This window comes from Rhizobium sp. TH2 (genome assembly GCF_024707525.1).
In the GTDB taxonomy this organism is placed as follows: Bacteria; Pseudomonadota; Alphaproteobacteria; order Rhizobiales; family Rhizobiaceae; genus Rhizobium_E.
Genome location: NZ_CP062231.1, coordinates 1,994,963 through 2,014,139 on the forward strand (window position 1 = coordinate 1,994,963; position 19,177 = coordinate 2,014,139).

General features: G+C 60.4%; 9 protein-coding genes and 1 tRNA gene. 7 read left to right on the top strand and 3 right to left on the bottom strand.

Annotated features, from left to right (window positions below; genetic code table 11):
- Window positions 1-17: 17 nt before the first annotated feature.
- On the bottom strand, window positions 18-161 hold the full coding sequence (locus IHQ71_RS10055) for a DUF1127 domain-containing protein (RefSeq protein WP_258161830.1): 144 nt from the start codon (window positions 159-161) through the stop codon (window positions 18-20).
- 804 nt (window positions 162-965) lie between these two features.
- Between IHQ71_RS10055 and IHQ71_RS10060 the strand changes: the two genes are divergently transcribed.
- Both IHQ71_RS10060 and tig read left to right on the top strand, forming a co-directional pair.
- A tRNA-Leu gene (locus tag IHQ71_RS10060) sits at window positions 966-1,050 on the top strand.
- Between the two features lie 251 nt (window positions 1,051-1,301).
- Window positions 1,302-2,798 carry a trigger factor gene (gene tig, locus IHQ71_RS10065; protein ID WP_258161831.1) on the top strand — a complete coding sequence of 499 codons (1,497 nt, stop codon included), beginning with the start codon at window positions 1,302-1,304 and terminating at the stop codon, window positions 2,796-2,798.
- 106 nt (window positions 2,799-2,904) lie between these two features.
- On the opposite strand, the gene IHQ71_RS10070 is transcribed toward tig, so the two are convergent.
- Window positions 2,905-4,272 carry a M10 family metallopeptidase gene (locus tag IHQ71_RS10070; RefSeq protein WP_258161832.1) on the bottom strand — a complete coding sequence of 456 codons (1,368 nt, stop codon included), beginning with the start codon at window positions 4,270-4,272 and terminating at the stop codon, window positions 2,905-2,907.
- Window positions 4,273-4,514: 242 nt separating this feature from the next.
- Between IHQ71_RS10070 and IHQ71_RS10075 the strand changes: the two genes are divergently transcribed.
- The 5 genes from IHQ71_RS10075 to IHQ71_RS10095 all read left to right on the top strand — a co-directional run bounded on the left by IHQ71_RS10075 (window position 4,515) and on the right by IHQ71_RS10095 (window position 17,989).
- Complete coding sequence (locus IHQ71_RS10075; protein ID WP_258161833.1) at window positions 4,515-6,089, top strand: caspase family protein; 1,575 nt, start codon at window positions 4,515-4,517, stop codon at window positions 6,087-6,089.
- Window positions 6,090-6,299: 210 nt separating this feature from the next.
- Complete coding sequence (locus IHQ71_RS10080) at window positions 6,300-10,859, top strand: calcium-binding protein (protein WP_258161834.1); 4,560 nt, start codon at window positions 6,300-6,302, stop codon at window positions 10,857-10,859.
- A gap of 126 nt (window positions 10,860-10,985) precedes the next feature.
- The gene (locus IHQ71_RS10085) at window positions 10,986-11,375 is read left to right on the top strand and encodes a DUF6165 family protein (RefSeq protein WP_258161835.1); all 390 of its coding nucleotides are present in this window, start codon (window positions 10,986-10,988) and stop codon (window positions 11,373-11,375) included.
- Window positions 11,376-11,504: 129 nt separating this feature from the next.
- Complete coding sequence (locus IHQ71_RS10090; RefSeq protein ID WP_258161836.1) at window positions 11,505-16,490, top strand: tetratricopeptide repeat protein; 4,986 nt, start codon at window positions 11,505-11,507, stop codon at window positions 16,488-16,490.
- Window positions 16,487-17,989: a tetratricopeptide repeat protein gene (locus tag IHQ71_RS10095; RefSeq protein ID WP_258161837.1), complete on the top strand. Its 1,503-nt coding sequence runs from the start codon at window positions 16,487-16,489 to the stop codon at window positions 17,987-17,989. The genes IHQ71_RS10090 and IHQ71_RS10095 overlap by 4 nt, the downstream gene beginning before the upstream one ends.
- Here the strand turns inward: IHQ71_RS10095 and IHQ71_RS10100 are convergent.
- Window positions 17,979-19,172 carry a glycosyltransferase family 4 protein gene (locus IHQ71_RS10100; RefSeq protein ID WP_258161838.1) on the bottom strand — a complete coding sequence of 398 codons (1,194 nt, stop codon included), beginning with the start codon at window positions 19,170-19,172 and terminating at the stop codon, window positions 17,979-17,981. The genes IHQ71_RS10095 and IHQ71_RS10100 overlap by 11 nt on opposite strands.
- Window positions 19,173-19,177: the final 5 nt, after the last annotated feature.

Sequence of the window (19,177 nt, forward strand, 5' to 3'; positions counted from 1 at the left end):
GATCGTTCAGTCAGTGATTAGCGAACGGCCTGGCGGGCAACGTTGCGGATATCCTGGCGAGCGATGCCGAGGTCGGCAAGTTCGCGATTGGTCATGCGGCCGAGTTCGGTAACGGTCTGACGATACTTGACCCAGTTGTTGTAAGCGCGAGAGATGTTCATTTGCATTTTCCTTTCGATCTGGCTTCCGGTCCGGATTGACCACCGCCTCTTGAATTCGATGATTGGAAGATAGTATTGCGCTGCAGCATTTACCAGCGCATTGACGGCAGTGCACCTATGCATTCCGTGCAAATCACTGCCTTAAGTCTCTATAATATTTAACAAAAAATTCACAGTTCGGCCGCTTTCGCGGCAGTATTGCGGCGAACTTGCGGCAATTGCCCAACGGTTAGGCACATCAGCGATATCGCATATTCGGCGGGAAGATCTTTGGCTGACGCCGGGGCATGATCTGGGCGTCGCAAGGCTTGGCCCAGACTCAAAACGCCCACCGGGGGAGGAGATCCGGCGGGCGTCGTTGAGTATGACTGACAACTGGGAGGAGGAGTGTTGCCAGTCAAATCGGAGAAGCGCTGGGAGGAGGAGTGCGCGTTCTCCGAATATCTTACGCTCTTCCGAGCGGGCTCTTCATCGGGTCTCCCCGGCAGCGGCTCGCCAAGGCCGCTTTTTGTCGATCAGCTTGCGCCTTTCGATGAGACCAATCTAGTACGACTTTTCCGATTTGTGCAGTGCAATATAGACATGGTCTCCATGCATCTGCCGCATGGCTCGGATAGGGCGTCTGCGATCAATTCATATATTCACTTTGACGCAAATAAGTTAATGAAATATTAACATCCAGCGGCTAGCGCGAGGCTTTCGCCGATTCCAGTCGCGTAATCCGACAAGATTTTCCTTTGCATACAACAGGGGCGGTGCTAATGACGGCCCGCTTCGACCGGCTCGCCGGTCGATTGCATGGATGCGGGTGTGGCGGAATTGGTAGACGCACCAGATTTAGGTTCTGGCGCCGAGAGGCGTGGGGGTTCGAGTCCCTTCACCCGCACCATTTCCCAGTTTGCGCGATGCCGCCAACCAACCCATCGCGCGGGTCCGACTTTGCTCCGCTTCGCCGCACCAGCCCCCCCCCAATGGCGCGAATCGGGCAAAAATAAGCCTGAATGATGGGCCAGACTCCCATTTCGCTTGCAAAACTTTTGTGAATTTGCATAAAGCCGTCCCCACGAATGGGCGGTTGCGGCTCATTTAAACGACGGGCTGGCCGGACTTCGCCGCCCGCGAAGAGATAAAGGTAGGAACATGCAGGTTATTGAAACGCTCGCTGAAGGGCTGAAGCGCGAACTGAAGGTCGTTATTCCGGCCAAGGACATGGAAGCTCGGATGAACGAGCGCCTCCAGGAGGTCAAGGACCGCGTCCGTATCAACGGCTTCCGTCCAGGCAAGGTACCGCCTGCGCATCTCAAGAAAATGTACGGCAAATCGGTTATGGCCGAGCTCGTCAACGAGATCATCCAGAAGCAGCCGACGGAAATCCTCTCCGGCCGCGGCGAGAAGTCCGCGACCCAGCCCGAAATCGCGATGACCGAGGACGAGAAGCAGGCCGACAAGATCCTCAACGCCCAGGCCGATTTCGAATTCACGCTCTCCTATGAAGTGATCCCGGCGATCGAACTCAAGGATGTGAGCGGCATCAAGGTGACCCGCGAAGTCGTCGAAATCCCGGAATCGGAAGTCGATGAGCAGATCGCCAAGATCGCCGAGAGCACCCGCTCCTACGAAGAAAAGAAGGGCAAGGCTGCCGACGGCGACCGCGTCACCATGGATTACGAAGGCAAGGTCGATGGCGTTCCCTTCGAAGGCGGCAAGGATTCCAACGCCGAACTCGTGATCGGCTCCGGCCGCTTCATCCCGGGCTTCGAAGACCAGCTCGTTGGCCTCAAGGCTGGCGACGAAAAGACCATCACCGTGACCTTCCCCGCCGACTATCCGGCCGCGAACCTCGCCGGCAAGGACGCCACCTTCGACGTCTCCGTCAAGGCGATTGCCGCCCCGGACAAGCTCGAGATCAACGATGAACTCGCTTCCAAGCTCGGCCTCGAATCCGAAGCCAAGCTCCGCGAAATCGTCCGTGGCCAGATCGAGAACCAGTTCGGCACGATGACCCGCCAGAAGCTGAAGCGCCAGCTGCTCGACCAGATGGACCAGCTCTACGCCTTCGACACGCCGCAGAAGCTCGTCGACGCCGAGTTCGAACAGATATGGCGCCAGATCAACACCGATCTCGCCCAGTCCGGCAAGACCTTCGAGGATGAAGACACGACCGAGGAAAAGGCGCGTGATGAGTATCGCAAGCTCGCCGAACGCCGCGTCAAGCTCGGCCTCGTTCTCTCCGAAATCGGCGAGAAGGGTGGCGTCGAGGTTTCCGAGGACGAGATGAACAAGGCGCTTTACGCCCAAATCTCGCAGTTCCCGGGCCAGGAAAAGGAAATCATCGAATATTTCCGCAACACGCCGGGCGCGATCGCGGGCCTGCGCGCGCCGATCTTCGAAGAAAAGGTCGTCGATCAGCTCCTGACCGAGATCCAGGTCACCGACAAGACCGTGACCAAGGAAGAGCTGCTGGCTGACGAGGAAGGCGACGCAAAGCCTGCCAAGGAAGCCAAATCAGCGCCGAAGAAGAAGGCCGCTGCCAAGACCGAGGCGAAGGCTGACGACGCTGCTGAAGCAGCTGCGGACGATGCTGCACCCAAGAAGAAAGCCGCCCCGAAGAAGAAGGCTGCCGACAAGGCCGAGTGATCGGCCGCAGGGTAGTTTCCCGGCACAAGGTAATACAAGCGTGGCCGCCTCTCGGGGCGGCCATTGCTTTTCATAGATTGCTTTAAAAGAATGATCTAACTATTTGTCAGAGCATAAAATCTCCGACATCGAGCGTCGCAACTGTTTCGCCTTCGATCAGTAGCAGATCGCCCTTTCCGAAATCGATCGCGACCCCTCCCAGACCATCCGACATCTTGCCGAGAAGCTTCATAAAGTTCTGGATATCGAAGCTCCGGAGATTGATCACATCGGCGCCGATCCCGAAGTCGGTGATCGTGTCATGGTTCGAATTCTTGCGGAAAACGAATGTGTCGTCGCCGCCGTTGCCGGTCAGGTCGTTGTCGGCCGCATTGCCGGTGAGGGTGTCGCCGCCGCCGCCGCCCACGGCATTCTCGATCAGCGATTCCATCTTACCCCGATAGAGCAACGCATTGTAGATATTGCCACTCGCCATGTGCTGGCCTGGGCCATCAAAGTTGCCGAGGTCGGCGAGCTGCGACTGGCTGAAGAGCGACGATTTTCCGGGCCGCAGATCGACCACCACCCTGTCGTCATAGTCACTGAGATCGTAGGTATCTTCCCCGCCGCCATCCCAGATCGTCGCGAAGATGCGATTGACCGCACTGCCATTGACGTTGGGCTCGATGCCCACCGCGCCGTTCACAAGCGTATTGCCGCTGTCGGGCGCCCATTTGTAGACGGTGGCACCGTTGTTGGTCGAGAAATCGGCGCCATACATGTGCTGCAGCGCTGCGATATCGAGCATCATGAAGGTTTGCGGATAGCTGGAAATCTCGTTGGTCAGGAACGAGTGATGGACACCAGCATAGCTGTGATACGTCATCACCGAATATTCGTGCGAGTCGTACCGGCCGTGGAGTTCGGTCTTGATCTTGTCGTAGCTTTCGGCCTTGTGAGGATGCTTGAGGCCCAGAGCGTGGCCTGTTTCATGCATCATGACGGCAAACTCATAACTGCCGATCTCCGCGTCGGGATAGAAGCTGTCCGTCTTGGTGCGGCCGAGCCAGACATCTCCGCCAACGGAAGCGTTCCCGGGATAGTTGGCATAGGCGGTTGGATTGGCCTCGCTCGATTCGGCATAGCGCAGCACCGCCGTCCTGTCGTCGGCGCCTTCCGAGATGTTCAGGTTCGTAAGGCCCTCAACGCAGAAACCGTCATTGGCAATGACGCCATCGCTTTCCGCATCCAGAATGCGCCGCACGGCGATCTCGATCTCGCTCGAGACGACGTGGAAATTCTTGTTCTTCTCCGGCCCGTAGCTGTAATCGTTCGCGGCATCCGGAAAGGCATAGGTGATATCAGCGGTTTTCCATTCGAATCCCGAGAGCACGCCGTCGGTGAACTCGTTGCCGGATTTTGAAACCTGCCCTGCGGCCGTGCGCGCCGCCGCGTGGGACTGATGCTCGACGGTTTGCCTGTCCGTTCCGGTCATGGGATTTTCCTCGTTGCGAAATACGCGTCAGGCCTGGATGTCGGGTGCAGCCGTAGGGGCAGCGTCCCGGCACGGTCTTCGCGCGGCACTCCTATTCTTGTGAGGCAGGTTTCGCACGGCATGCTGGCGCGAATCTTTTTGCGCCAAGCCAGAATATCGGTGATCCGCGAACCGTTTCTGATAGAAATAGGGCAATTTCTACGCCCTGCTCTGGTACAGCGCCAAATCCCCGGGGGACTTTCATGCCGATCTGCCTGCGTTTTCTGATGCTTGGCCTGATTCTCGCCGTGCCCGGTCTGGCTCAGGCGGCCAATTCCTTCGCACTGGTGATCGGCATCAACGAGTACAAGGCTGTGCCGAGCCTCGATGGCGCCCGCAACGATGCCGAGGATATTGCCACGGCCCTCAGCCGCAAAGGCACGACACGAATCATATCGCTCATGGACCGGCAGGCGACCAAGCAGAATATCGTCAACGCCTGGACGACGCTTCTCAATGATGCGCGCGAGGGCGACACGATCTTCGTGACCTATGCCGGCCACGGCGCGCAGATCAAGCAGATCATCCAGGGCGACGAGAACGACGGGCTGGACGAGTTCTGGGTTCTGCCGGGCTTCGACCCCAAGAACCTCAAGGAGACGTGGAAGGAATCGGTCTTCGACAATGAATTGCATCAATGGTTCACCGAGGCGGGCACGCGCGGCATCAAGGTCGTCTTTGTCTCCGATTCGTGCCACGCAGGCGGCATGAACCGGGCGGTGAGGGGCAAGCTCCGCTATGTCGAGTTCGGCGACAGCCGCGTGCTCGGCGAATTGCTGGCCATGGTCAGCGGCAGCGCCGGCAGTAGTGTCGTAACCGAGCCCGAGTCGCGCACCCCGGCAAACGTGACCATGCTGGCTGCAACCTCGGAAGCGCTTCCGGTGCCGGAGGTGGTGATCGAAGGTCGCTCGCGCGGCGCGCTCTCCTGGGCTTTCGCACGGGCGGTGGAGGGCAAGGCCGACCGCAATGCCGACGGCACCGTCACCCGAATCGAGCTTGAGGACTATGTGCTGGCAACGGTGAGGATGCGCTCCGAATCATTGCAGACGCCCGTATTCACCCCGGTGGCCGCCCGTGACGCGAACGAGGCGCTGTTCGGCGTCACGCAGATGCCGGAAATGGCGTCTTCGTCGGTCCGTCCGGCCGAAAAGACCGGTCGCCGGCCGATGGTCCGGGCGCGCGAACTGGGATTCGACCCGTTGCTGCCGCTCACCGTCAAGGGCACGGACGTGATGCCTGAAGACATCGAGAAAGGCGTACATACCTATGAATGGGATGCTGCGACCGGCCTGTTCCGCTCGCCGAATGGCGACATCGTCGCCGAGAAAGTCAGCCCTTTCACGGTCAATGACATCGTTTCCAAGTTCATTCTGCTCGATTTCCTGAAAGCCATCGCCTCGCAGAATCCGGGCCGGATTATCGTGTCCCCGGAGCAGCAGATATATCTGGCCAATGAGCATATCAAATTCGATGCGATTCGCGGTGACTATAAGAATATGTTGGTCTTCAATCTCGCCAACACCGGTGAGATACAGTTCTTGGACATGGTCCTGAATGGAGAGCCGCAGTTTAAGACGCCCCTGAAGGAAATGAAAATTGTCGAACCGTTCGGTTCGGATCACCTTGTCGTCATTTCTTCTAACGAATCGCTGGAGGCGATCGGACGAATACTGGAGCGTGGCGTCGCACCGAAAGAATTACTGGCCTCTCTTTCACAGAGGATAGATGGTACTGATTCGTCTATTGGCATACTTCCACTTTACACAAGAGAAAATTAGCCTGCCTCATTAAGAGAAATATTTAAAAGTGTAACTTTTGCGGTAACCACCAGTAAGCTTTAAGTAAGGTTTGACACATAGGATCGGCCCGAAGTTGGAAAATAAGGGGCCAATTTAATGTCTAAATCTCGTGCAGCTGCGGCCAGTACAACGATAACGGTCAATGACCTGTCTACCGTTGTGGGTACAAATAAGACCGATCTTATTATCTTGAAAAAATCCGACGCCGACGAGCTCGATCTCGGCGGGGGTTACGACAAGCTCGAGCTCCAGGGTGATGGCAATACCATCACCATCACGTCCGTTGAATCGGTAAAGGGTTCGACGGGCTCCGATCTGATCCTTCTCGACGGTGCTATCACCAACGGCTCCATCAATCTTGGTGGCGACGATGATAGACTCACCTTCTCGGACGACGGTGGCACGGTGACTGTGTCGAACATCGAGACGATCGTCGGCGGTGATGCGACCGAATACGTCATCTTCAGCCAGGCAGCCAAGAATGTCGACATCGACCTCGGTGCCGGCGAAGACAAGGTGCTTCTCGGCAAGTTCAACAACGAGTTCACCATCGGCAATGTCGAAATCCTGACGGGCAACATCCTGTCCGACATCATTACGCTCGCCACCGAATTCACTGGCACCAAAATCGACCTCCTGGCCGGTAACGACCAGTTGTCGCTCGCCGATGCTGGCGCCACGATCACCGTTGCCAATATCGAAACGGTCATCGGTGCCGACGGCAACGATGTGGTGACGGTCTCCACGGCCTTCGCAAAGGGTGTCATCGACCTCGGCGACAGCGTCGATGAACTGCGTCTTGGCGATTTTGCCAACAGCGTCGCGGTTGCCGAAATCGAATCGATCGTTGGTGGCTCGCTCGTCGACCAGGTTACCTTCACCGATGCAACGGCAACCACCAAGGTCGACCTCGGCCTCGGCAAGGATATCGTCCGCCTCGGCAACTTCGTCAACGTCATCACCGTTCTCAATGTCGAAAGCGTTCTCGGCGGCACCGGTGCGGACCAGGTGTTCATCGATGGCACGGTTGCCGGCGCTTCCTACGATCTCGGCGCTGGCGCCGATGCTCTGACGCTCGATGACACCGGCACCACGATCTCGGTCGCCAATGTCGAAACGCTGACCGGCGACGCCGGCGACGACTTCGTCACTTTCTTCGGCGCGGCCAATCTTCTGGTCGACCTGAAGGGCGGCACTGGCGACAGACTGCAGCTCGGCAAGTTCGCCAACAACGTTACTGTGATGGGCGTTGAAACCATCACCGGCAACGCGGCCGTTGACCAGGTCACCACCGATGGCGCCTTTGTCGGCAAGATCGATCTCGGCCTCGGCGACGACAAGCTCACGCTCGACGACAACGTCAATATCGTCACCATCTCCGGCATCGAAACCGTTATCGGCGGTACGGATGTCGATACGTTCGTTGCAGTTGGCGCGCTGACCCGCACCAGCATCAACGGCGGCGACGGTGCCGACGTTCTCACGCTTGCTGACGCTGTCAACTCGCTCACCGTCAAGGATGTCGAGGCGATCACCGGAGGCATTTCTTCCGATTACGTTATCCTCGACACGGCAACCACCGCTGGCGGCGCCTACGTTGTCGATCTCGGCGCGGGCCTCGGCAAGGACACGCTCGTCCTGGCCAATCAGGACAACACGATCTCCGTTTCCGGCGCTGAATCGATCCTCGGCAAGGCTTCCGCCGATACGATCGTCATCACCGACAATCCGGCTGGCGCACTGATCGATCTGGCTGGCGGATCGGACGTCCTAGACATCAGCGACTCGGGCGGCACTTTCACGATCTTCAACGTTGAGAGCGTCACCTCCGGTTCTGGCAACAATACCGACGTCGTCACGGTCAGTACGCTGCTCACGGGCGGCTACATCGATCTCGGCGACGGCCTCGACAAGGTCACGCTCGGTTCTTTCGCAAACGATGTGACGTTCAAGGGCGTTGAAGAAATCGTTGGCGGCAAGGTTGTCGATATCGTCCATATAGATGATCAGTTGACGGGCTCGGTCATCAACCTCGGCACCGGCTTCGACCATCTCGACCTGTCGACCGCCGATGCAACCAACACCGCCAGCATCGCGAATGTCGAAACCCTGACCGGTTCGGGCTTCGATGATCTCATCACCGTGACCGCCGACCAGACCAAGATGGAAGTCGATCTCGGCATCGGTGGCGATACGCTCATCCTCAACGCCAGCGTGACCGCAACCGTTTCCAACACTGAAACGATCACCGGCAACCTCGGCGCCCAGAAGATCGTCTTCCTGGACGACTTCCAGGGTGACATCGATCTCGGCCTCGGCAAGGACGAAGTCAAGCTCGCCGCGGGCGGCACCAACGACGTTACCCTCACGGGCGTCGAAAGCATCACCGGCTCGGCCGATGCGGACGTGGTCACGCTTGTCACCGGTGCGGCCGGCGACCCGTCGCTGCTCGGCATCAGCATCGACGGCGGCCTCGGCAACGACGATCTGACGCTGGCTGCTGGCGGTGGTATCGTCTCGGTCAAGGCCGTTGAAACCATCACCGGTGACATCGGCAACGACACCGTGATCTTCACGGGCGCTGCATCGACGGAAGTTGATCTCGATGCCGGCACCGACAAGGTGCAACTCGGCAACTTCGTCAACGCCGTCACGCTGACGGGTGTTGAATCGGTTCTCGGCGGCAACTCGGCCGACACTGTCACGTTGGGTGGCGAATACCAGGGCGGCGAAATCGATCTCGGCAAGGGTATCGACCAGTTGATCTTCGATGACGAGAATACCACTATCACCGCCTGGAACGTTGAAACCATCACCTCCGGGACCGGCGACAACACCGTGACCTTCGGTGCGGCAACGGCTGGTGCCACGGTCGTCTTCGGTGCAGGCACCGACGAACTGATCACGGCTGCCGGCGGTGGTACCGTCACGGTCAGCGATGCCGAAACCATCACCGGTATGGCTGGCATCGACGTGATCTCGCTCGGCACGACCGCAGCGGTCGAAATCGACCTCGGTGGCGGCACCGCTGACGTTCTTAACCTGAACGCAGCCGGCAACACGGTCTCCGTGGTTGGCGTCGAAGTCATCAACGGCAGCGGCGTCGCCGATCTCGTCGTCCTCAATGACAGCACCGGTTATGCCGGCGGCGTCATCAAGCTCGGCGCTGGTGCGGACGTTCTCGACACGGGTGCCAGCGGTGCAACGGTTACACTCTACGGTACCGAAAGCATTATCGGTGGCGTTGGCAACGAAAGCATCACTTTCGGCGAAGCCTTCGACGGCACGATGGATCTCAAGGCAGGCGACGACACGATCAAGTTCGGCAACTACAACAACAACGCAACGCTTGTTGGTGTGGAAACCGTGACCGGTGGTACGCTGGCCGACACGATCGTGCTGACCGGTGCCTGGACGGGCGGCGTGATCGATCTCGGGGCCGGTAACTCCGACTCGCTGACTTTCGCAACCGGGGCAACGCTGACGGTGACGGGTGCCGAAACCATCTCCGGTTCGGCCGCCGTCGATGAAATCACGCTGACTGGCGCGAGCATCATCAAGCTGCTCGATCTCGATGGCGGCACGGACATCGTTACCTGGTCCACGGACTCGGTGACGGCAACCATGCTGGATGTCGAATCGATCGTCGGCGGTGCGACCTCCGATGCGATCACCTTCGCCGGTGGCATCGTCGGTGGCAACATCGACCTTGGCGGTGGCGACGACAGGCTGGTCCTGTTCAACGCGGCCAACGACCTGACGGTCGCCAATATCGAAACGATCATCGGCGGCACTGGCGCCGACAAGATCGAAGTGGCCGGAACCAGCTATGCCGGTACCATCCTGCTCGATGCCGGCAGTGACGAACTGATCCTGGGCGCCGCCGGTAACACGGTGACGGTCAGCGGTATCGAAACCATCACCGGCGGTGGCGGCGACGATCGCATCACCTTCATCGGTGTGGCGAACGGCGTCGAGATCGACCTCGATGCTGGTACCGACAAGGTCACGCTCGACAACTACCTGAACGTCCTGACGATCAGCAACGTCGAGTCGATCGTCGGCGGCACGTCCAACGACACTGTCACCGTCGACACGGCCACCACGGCGGGCAGCTTCAACCTCGGCGCCGGCAATGACAGCCTGGAGTTCGATCTTGCAGTCACTGCGACCTTCACCTCGATCGAAACCATCACCGGCAGCGCCGCTGATGACTCGATCACGCTGACGGCGAACTACTCCGGCACGACGATCGACGCTGATGCGGGCACCGACTATGTGTTCTTTGCGGCAGCCGGCACGGCAACGATCTCCAACGCGGAAGTCGTTATCGGCGGTGCGGGTTCGAACGTCATCATCCTGAATGGCACGCAGGATGCGAGCATCGACCTCGGCACCGGTGATGACAAGATCACCTTCAGCCAGGGCCTGCAGGACGTCAGCGGTGGCACGGGTTCGGATCTGTTCATCTTCACGGCTGCCAACCAGTCCGCGACGGGTACCGCAGATACGATCTATGACTTCACTGCCAACACCGACAAGCTGGTCTTCTCCGGTCTGCAGACCGGCGGCACCTTCACCTACCTCGAAGGCGCCGCATTTGCCTCCAGCGGCCATACCGAAATTCGTTTCGACAATGGCACCCATACGCTGCAGGTTGACCTTGATGGCAACGGTTCGGCCGACATGGAAGTCAAGCTGAACCTGGTCAATGCAAACGACCTGACCACCAACGACTTCTCCTTTTAAGAAGAAGTTTCTAAATCGAACGAAAGGGCGCGGCGCAAGTCGCGCCCTTTTTGCGTTTTCCAATCCCGTAGTCTTTCAGCTAAAGTCGGGAAAGCTTGATTCTTACGACTTTGGGGAAGATACACGATGATAGAAGTGCCTGTTTCATGGGGCGAACTGGTCGACAAGATCACCATATTGCAGATCAAGTCCGACCGGATGAAGGATGAGGCCAAGCTGCGGAATGTCCGCAAGGAGCTGACGCTGCTGACGGATCGGCTTGGCGCCAATGCCGGCAATGCGGAAGTGTCCCGCCTGACCAAGGCGCTCTATGATGTCAATGCCGCGCTCTGGGATATCGAGGACGACATTCGCGATTGCGAGAATGCCGGCGATTTCAGCGAAAAATTCGTGTCTCTCGCACGTTCCGTCTACATTACCAACGATAAGCGGGCTGAGCTGAAACGTGACGTCAACCTGGCTTTGGGTTCGGGACTTGTCGAGGAGAAGTCCTATCAGGCATACAAGATCCAGTGAAGCGACGGGAACCCACGTTCCGGCAAGCGCGGGACAAGGGACGGTCAATAGCGTCCGGCCGTGATTTATCGGGCATGTGATCTGGGAGACGGCTTGTTGAAAGCGCAAATGCAGGCGGAAGCAGTGCAAATGACGGTGGACGACTGCCGCAAGCTGCTTAGCGAGGGGCGTCTCGGCGAAAGTCTCGATGCACTGGAGATGCTCAGAGCCAACGGACTCGAGAGCGCACCGCTCTATCACTATCTCGCCGTCACGCTGCATCTTCTCGGCCGCTCCGGCGAGGCGCTGCCGCATTTCGAGCGGTCTGTCGAGCTAGATCCGGCGCAGGCGAGCGTCCACCAGAACCAGGCCATAGCCCTGCTGGCGACGGGCGATGTCGAGCGCGCGATCGAGGCCGCCAAGCAGGCAATCGCCATCCGGGGCGACAATGTCGGTGCCTATGTCAATCTCGCGCTCGCCCAGAGCCGGTTGAAACTCTACGCCGATGCCTGGGAAACCATATCGCGTGGTTTGGAATTGGCGCCCGATCACCCCGGCCTGCTCAGCCAGGCCGGGCATATTGCTATCGAGGCGCGCAACTATCCGCTGGCCGAGAGCTACATCGCGCGCGCGCTGACCCGGGCGCCTGACAATGCCGAGATCAATTACAACGCCGGTGTTCTCTATCAGGCGCAGTCGCGCGACACCGACGCCTTGCTAGCGTACGACAAGACGCTCAGGAGCCAAGCGTGGCACGAAGGCGCCTTTGCCAACAAGGGCGTCGTGCTGCGCAATCTTGGTCGCATCGGCGAGTCGATCCGGCATTTCCGCAAGGGATTGACCCACTGGCCGGAATGGGCGGTGCTCAAATACAATCTGGCGATCACCGACATGCTGGCCGGCAACTGGTCGCAGGCCTGGGCCGATTTCGAGCTCCGCGCCGATGTCGCGGGTTCGCGCGACAAGTCACCGAAAGTCGAAAGCCCGGTCTGGAATGGCGAGGACATCAAGGACGAGGTCCTGCTCGTTGTTCATGAGCAGGGTTTTGGCGATACGTTCCAGTTCATCTGCTTCCTGCCGCAGGCAGCGGAACGGGCGGGTCAGGTGATCTTCGTCTGTCAGAACCGCCTTCACTCCATTCTGTCGCGGCTCGATATGTTCAAGGCCGGTGGCATTACACTTGTTTCCGACGACGCCGCGCTGCCCGCGCACGATGTCCATGTCCCGCTGATGTCACTCGCCCGAATATTCGGCGCAACGCCGGACCGAGTGCCGAGACCCGCTGTCAAGATCGCCCTCGAGGAGCAGCGTGTCCGCCAGTGGGCGGCACTGGGCACTTCGACGGGCAAGAAATGGCGTGTCGGCCTTTCCTGGCAAGGCAACCCCAATGCGTCGATCGACAAGGACCGTTCGGTGCCGCTTTCGGCCTTCGCGCCACTGGCCGGGCTGTCTGATAAGGCGGATTTCATTTCACTGCAGCAGCATTTCGGCCATGACCAGCCGTCGCCCGAAGGCCTCGATATCGTGGTGCCCCCGCTGGAGTTCGATTCCGGTCGCGACGCTTTCGTCGATAGCGCCGCGCTTATGATGTCGCTGGATCTCGTGATCACCTCCGATACCGCCATCGCTCATCTCGCCGGCATGCTCGGCCGGCCGGTCTGGCTGCTGCTCAAGGCGATTCCGGATTGGCGCTGGGGCGTCGAAGGTGTCCTGACGCCGTGGTATCCCACCATGCGTCTCATCCGGCAGCGGGCTTTCGGCGATTGGTCCGGGCTGATCGATGAGGCTACGAAGGATCTCGACCGGCTGATCGGGGATGTTTCCGTTCAACCCTCGATAGCGTCTGAAAATGGCGCCAAGGCCGTAGAGTTCCATACGCAGGGCAAATTCCGGGAGGCGAGGGAGCTTTACGAATCCGCCGCCGGCGGGCGCAAGGGTGATGCGCCGTTCCTGAATTTCTACGCGATGGCGGTATTGGAAGACGGCCGTCGCAGCCGCAATCATGCGCGGCTTGCGCTGCCGCTGGCGGCACATTCTGTAGCCTTGAGCCCGAGAAATGGTGATCTCTGGAGCAATTACGCCGTCCTGCTCGATGGTCTCGGCAGCCCCAACGACAGTAAGCGCGCCGTGCGTTTCGCGCTCGATGTCCAGCCGGACCATACGCCATCCTTGATTTCGCTGGCAAAAAAGGAGTCCGCAGGCGGCAATTCCGAAGCGGCTCTTGAAATGCTCGACAAGGTCGTCGCAGCCGAGCCCAATTCGGCTTCGGCGCATTCGGCGCGCGCGGCCGTGCTGACCGACATGGAGCAGCTTGGAGATGCCGAGACCGCCATGCGCCGGGCGCTCGATCTCGATCCCAACAATGCGCGGCTCTGGGTGCAACTCGGTGCGATCCAGTCGGCCGCGAAGCGTCACAGGAATTCGGCTGACAGCTGGGAACGCGCACTTGCCTGCGACCCTGGGAATGCTGACGCCTTCAGCAATCTTGGCGTGTATGAGCGGAATCACGGTGAGCTGGAGATCGCCTGCTGGTTCTCGCGCCGCGCCGTCGAATGCGATCCGAACCATGCCGAGGCCTGGAACAATCTCGGCATATCCGAACTCGAGGCCGGCCGCGACGATTTCGCGCTCGCGGCTTTCCGCCGGGCGATCGCCGTGCGGCCGGATTACGCCGATGCGCATCTGGCGCTCGGCATGGCGCTGCTCAACGGTGGCGATTTCACCAATGGCTTCAAGCATTACGAGGGGCGCCTGCGATCCGATAAGCTCGGCATCGCCGTGGGGCGGCCGAACGTGCCTTACTGGCGCGGCGGCGATCCGAAGGGCCTGTCGATCCTGCTGATGGCGGAGCAGGGGTTCGGCGACGCCTTTCAGTTCTCACGCTATGCCCGCTGGCTGAAGGATCGCGGCGCGACCAAGATCCTGATCGGCTGCCGCAGCAAGATCGCCCATCTTCTCGCCACTATCCCCGGCGTCGATGGCGTGATCGGCGACGGCGACAAGGTGCCGCCCGTCGATGCCATGGCCTATATGATGAGCCTGCCGTTCCTGACCGGCATGCAGCTCGATACGATCCCCGCCTACGAGACCTATCTGACCGCCGACCCGTCGCGTGTGACCCGCTGGGCGGAATGGCTGGCGCGAAAGCCCGGCTACCGCGTCGGCGTGGTGTGGCAGGGCAATCCCGATCCCAAGGTCGACAAGGGCCGTTCCTATCCGCTGGAGCGTCTGGAACCCTTGGCAAAAATCCCCGGCGTCCGGCTGATCGCCTTGCAGAAGGGTGCCGGCGAGGAGCAGATCGCGGCTCTCGACGGCCGCTTTGAAATCGAGCAGCCCGGCGCGGACTTCGATTCCGGCCCGAACGCCTTCGCCGACACGGCGGCGATGATGATGAACCTGGATCTCATCGTCACCTCGGACACGGCCGTCGCCCATCTCGCCGGCGCGCTTGGCAAGCCGTGCTGGGTGATCCTGAAATCGCATCCGGAATGGCGCTGGCTGACCGGGCGGTCCGATAGCCCATGGTATCCGCAAACCCGTGTCTTCCGCCGCGTTCGCAATGAGGTCGAGGATGCCCCCTTCGCCGGCGTCGTCGGGCGCCTTGCGGAAGCGCTTGCGAAGCTCGTTTCGGGCGATCTGGCGCAGCGTCATGTGAAGGAAATGCCTGATGGCATCGAGGTCAAGCCGTTCGATCCAGCCGCCAGTTTCAACAATGCGCTCGCGGCCCAGCGCAAGGATGATTATGACACGGCTACGCATCTCTATGGCGATGTGCTCGGAATAAAAAAGCTCTTGCCCGGCGCACTGAACATGCTGGGCGCCATGGCGCTGCAGAAGGACCGCAATCATCGTGCCGTCGTCTTCTTCGATGGCGCCGAGCGGGCCGGGCTGAAATCGGCCGACCTGATGACCAATTACGCGATCGGGCTCCGGCGCGTCGGCGACATAGGCAAGGCGATTGAAAAGCTGGAATCGGTCATATCGACGACGCCGACGGCCGAATCCCATCTGTCGCTTGCCAACATCCATCGCGATGAATGCAATTTTGAGCAATCGCTCACCAATTACCGGGCGGCGCTTGCCCTCAGGCCGGATTTCTCCAAGGCCCATCGCGGCATCGGCAACCTGATGCGCGACATGCACCGCCCCGCGGAATCGCTTGCCGCATTCGAAAAGGCGAGGGCGCTCGACCCCAAGGATCCAGATCTGGTCCTCGATCATGCCCATGCGAAGCTCTTCGACGGTGATTTCATCGGCGGCTTCAGGGATTATGAGGCGCGCTGGCAGAGCAAGGAAATGCGGCCACGCACCTTCAGGGAGCCGCGCTGGAACGGCGAGAACGCGCCAGGCAAGGTGCTGATGATCCACGGCGAGCAGGGTTTCGGCGACAATATCCAGTTTGCCCGATTCGTCAGCGAGGCGACCCGTCGCGTTGGTCGTGTGGTGCTGGAAGTCCGTGGTCCACTGGTGGAGCTGATGAAGCACCTGCAGACCGAGCGCCCGATCACCATCGTCGAACAGGGCGCGCCAATCGGCAAGTTTGATTTCCAGATACCGATGCTGAGCCTGCCGGTAGCGTTCGGAACCACGGTCGATACAGTGCCGCCACCGGCGCGTTTCGAGCTCGACCCGGAGCGGATCCAGCATTGGAAATCGCAACTTCCGTCCGGTGGTCTCAAGATCGGCCTGATCTGGCAGGGCAATCCCAAGGCACGCGCCGATGCCGGCCGCTCGCCGCCGCTGGCCGCACTGGCACCGCTCTTCTCGCTGCCCGGCAGCCATTTCATCAGCCTGCAGAAGTCCGACGGGCTCGACCAGCTCCGCAACGCGGATTTCGCCGACAAGCTCATCTCACCCGGCGAGGCGCTCGGCGATTTCCATGAGACCGCCCATGCCATCGCGGCACTCGACTATGTCGTGTCGTCCTGCACCGCGACGCTGCATCTGGCTGCCACACTGGGCGTGCCGGTGTTCGGCATGCTGAAATACCACGCCGACTGGCGCTGGCTGAACGAGACCGACAGAAGCCCCTGGTATCCGTCGCTCAAACTGTTCCGTCAACAGAAGGTCCATGAGTGGGAGCCCGTGGTGAACGCCATTCGCGCTAACCTGGCCGAGCAGATGGTCGGTGCATGACGCCGGCGGCCGGCCAGGCGCTTTTCCGCGAGGCGACCGACCTTCACAAGGCGCAGGATTTCGATGCGGCCATCTCGCTCTACCGCCAGCTTCTGGATACAGGCGCTGAAACCGCCGAGACCTTGACCTATCTCGCTTCCGCCCTGCGCTCAGCCGGGCGGCAACTGGAGGCAGTCGAGGTCTATAGGCGGCTCGAACCCCTGGCCGCCGATCGGGCGGACTTCTGGTTCAATCGCGGCAATGCGCTCAATGACATCGGCCGCCATGCCGAAGCCTCGGCTTGCTATTCGCGCGCGCTGGACATGGAGCCCCACAACGCCAGTGTCATCTCGAACCAGGCGATTGCACTGGCGGAACTCGGGCGGGAGGAAGAAGCCGCGGCTCTTTACCGGCGTGCCTTGGAACTCGATCCCGGCCAGAAACTCGCGGCGCACAATCTCGCCAACCTGCTGTCAGACTGGGGAGAGCTCGAAGAAGCCGCGGCGCTGCTGCGCCAGATCGCGGCGAATTGGCCGGAACTGGCAGAGGGGCACTACAATCTCGGCCACGTGCTGCTCAAACTCGGCGACTACGCCAATGGCTTCGCGGAATATGAATGGCGCTGGGATACACCGGGTTTCTTCAAGAAGCCTGACTACAAGGGTATCCCTGTCTGGGGCGGCGAGCCCTTTGCAGGGCGGACGTTGATCGTCCATTCGGAGCAGGGGCTTGGCGATACGATCCAATTCGCCAAACTGCTCGGGCTTGCCAAGTCGCTGGGTGGAGATATCGTTTTTCATGTGCCGGAAAAACTCGAGGCCCTGCTTAAATCCCTGCCATTCCCAATCGAAGTGGTTGGCCAGCACAGTGCCTCCGGCGGCGATCTCCAGATTCCGCTGATGAGCTTGATGAATCGGCTCAAGCTCACGCCGGGCTCGATCCCGGTCATGCAGTCGTATCTGGCCGCAAATGTCGAGAGGGTGGCGCACTGGCGCCAAAAGCTGCATCTCGGCGGCTCGGAAAAGGCGATCGGCTTCGTCTGGCAGGGCAATCCCAATTCGCCAGCCGAACGCGGACGCAGCTTGAAGTCGCCGGAGGAACTGGCGCCATTCTCGGCGCTTTCCGGCACAAGGCTGATCGCGCTCCAGAAACTCGGACCCGATGACCTCGAGCCCGCCGATACACCATCCGGATGGCGCGTCAAAGGCCTGTCCTTCACCATGGAGCATCCCGGAGCGGATATGGATGACGGCGCGGACGCGTTCCTCGATACGGCAGCAATCATGAGCGCACTCGACCTCGTCGTATCGGTCTGTACCGCGTCGCTGCATCTCTCGGGCGCACTCGGCCGTCCGGCGATCGCGCTACTCAGGTCGGCACCCGACTGGCGCTGGATGATGCGAGGGGAAGACACACCCTGGTATCCCGCCATGACGCTTTGCCGGCAGAAGCCAGGTGAAGCCTATGCGCCAGCGATCGCGCGGGCGGTTGAGAAGGCCCGCGATATACTCAAGCAGTGACCCGCTTGACCACGCGCTTCATCTGGTCCGCCGTCCGTGACCAGCTGAAGCCCGCGAGTTTCGCCGCACCACGTTCGCCACGACGTCGTGCGTCGGTGCGGTCGCGATAGGCCTGTTCGAGCTTGTCATCGATCTCGTCGACGCTTGAATCGCCCCAGCCGGCGACGGAGCCCACCGCTCCACCTTCACCCGCAACAGTGGCCTGTTGTTCCAGCGCGTAGCAATTGTTGCCGTCGATCAGGTCCATATGACCGGTATTGGCCGAAATGATCGTCGGCACGCCGCAGGCCATCGCTTCCATCGCCACCAGATTGGTGCCGCCCTCTGAGCGGTTGGGGAACAGCGCCACATCCATCTCGCGCAGGATCGGCGGCATCAGGGCATTGGGCACCGAGCCGAGGTCGAGGAACTGGTTGTCGACGAGGCCATTGTCACGCGCCCATTGCGCGAGATCCGGCTTGCCGTTCTCGCCGAAAGTGAGCTTGGCGGCACGGCTCGAATGGTCGAGCGTCGCCGCCAGCTTCGGCCAGGGGCTATGCCATGCGGTGACGAGCAGCGCCTCGGGGTGACGTTTGGCGAAGCGCGCAAACCCCGCCATCACCAGATCCTGCCCCTTGCGCAGTTCCAGCTTGCCGCCCGAGAACACCATGAACCGACCTGCGAGCACGCCTTGCCGCTGCGCGGGATGGAACAGCGCCGGATCGACGCCCTGGATCACGGTCGTGACATTGGTCAGCCCGTGCGCACGCAGAATCTGTTCGTTCCAGGTCGAACCGCATACAACGAGGGGGAAAGCCCGCGCGCGATCCAGCACTGCCTCCGAGAGATGCGGCACCTCGAAGAAGACCACGCCGATCGATGGCTTGCCCACGAGTTCCGTATTCGCCGGTCCCTTCGACGTTCCGAAATCATTGCCCAGCGCCACGAGCACCGGTGCCTCGACGCTGACCTTCTGCTCGGCGCGCGCCTTGAGCTGTTCGATGAACTGCCGGCTCTGGATCTCGAAGGACCTTAATGAAAGCCGCCGCAGCGGATCGACCACGATCTGGTCCGGGGGCATTGGAAAGGAGGTTCGCGGCTCGATGTCGGGATCGCCCGCCCAGTTGAGCGCGAGGTTCAGTCCGTAGACGCCCCAGCCGAAAAAACTCGAAATTCCCCAATGGAGGACGACCGGTTGGCGCATTGTTC

What these genes read in the sequence shown, in the direction of transcription:
- IHQ71_RS10055 (WP_258161830.1), bottom strand. Translation starts at nt 161, where the DNA reads ATGAACATCTCTCGCGCTTACAACAACTGGGTCAAGTATCGTCAGACC.
- IHQ71_RS10075 (WP_258161833.1), top strand. Translation starts at nt 4,515, where the DNA reads ATGCCGATCTGCCTGCGTTTTCTGATGCTTGGCCTGATTCTCGCCGTG.
- IHQ71_RS10100 (WP_258161838.1), bottom strand. Translation starts at nt 19,172, where the DNA reads ATGCGCCAACCGGTCGTCCTCCATTGGGGAATTTCGAGTTTTTTCGGC.
- IHQ71_RS10095 (WP_258161837.1), top strand. Translation starts at nt 16,487, where the DNA reads ATGACGCCGGCGGCCGGCCAGGCGCTTTTCCGCGAGGCGACCGACCTT.
- tig (WP_258161831.1), top strand. Translation starts at nt 1,302, where the DNA reads ATGCAGGTTATTGAAACGCTCGCTGAAGGGCTGAAGCGCGAACTGAAG.
- IHQ71_RS10090 (WP_258161836.1), top strand. Translation starts at nt 11,505, where the DNA reads ATGACGGTGGACGACTGCCGCAAGCTGCTTAGCGAGGGGCGTCTCGGC.
- IHQ71_RS10085 (WP_258161835.1), top strand. Translation starts at nt 10,986, where the DNA reads ATGATAGAAGTGCCTGTTTCATGGGGCGAACTGGTCGACAAGATCACC.
- IHQ71_RS10070 (WP_258161832.1), bottom strand. Translation starts at nt 4,272, where the DNA reads ATGACCGGAACGGACAGGCAAACCGTCGAGCATCAGTCCCACGCGGCG.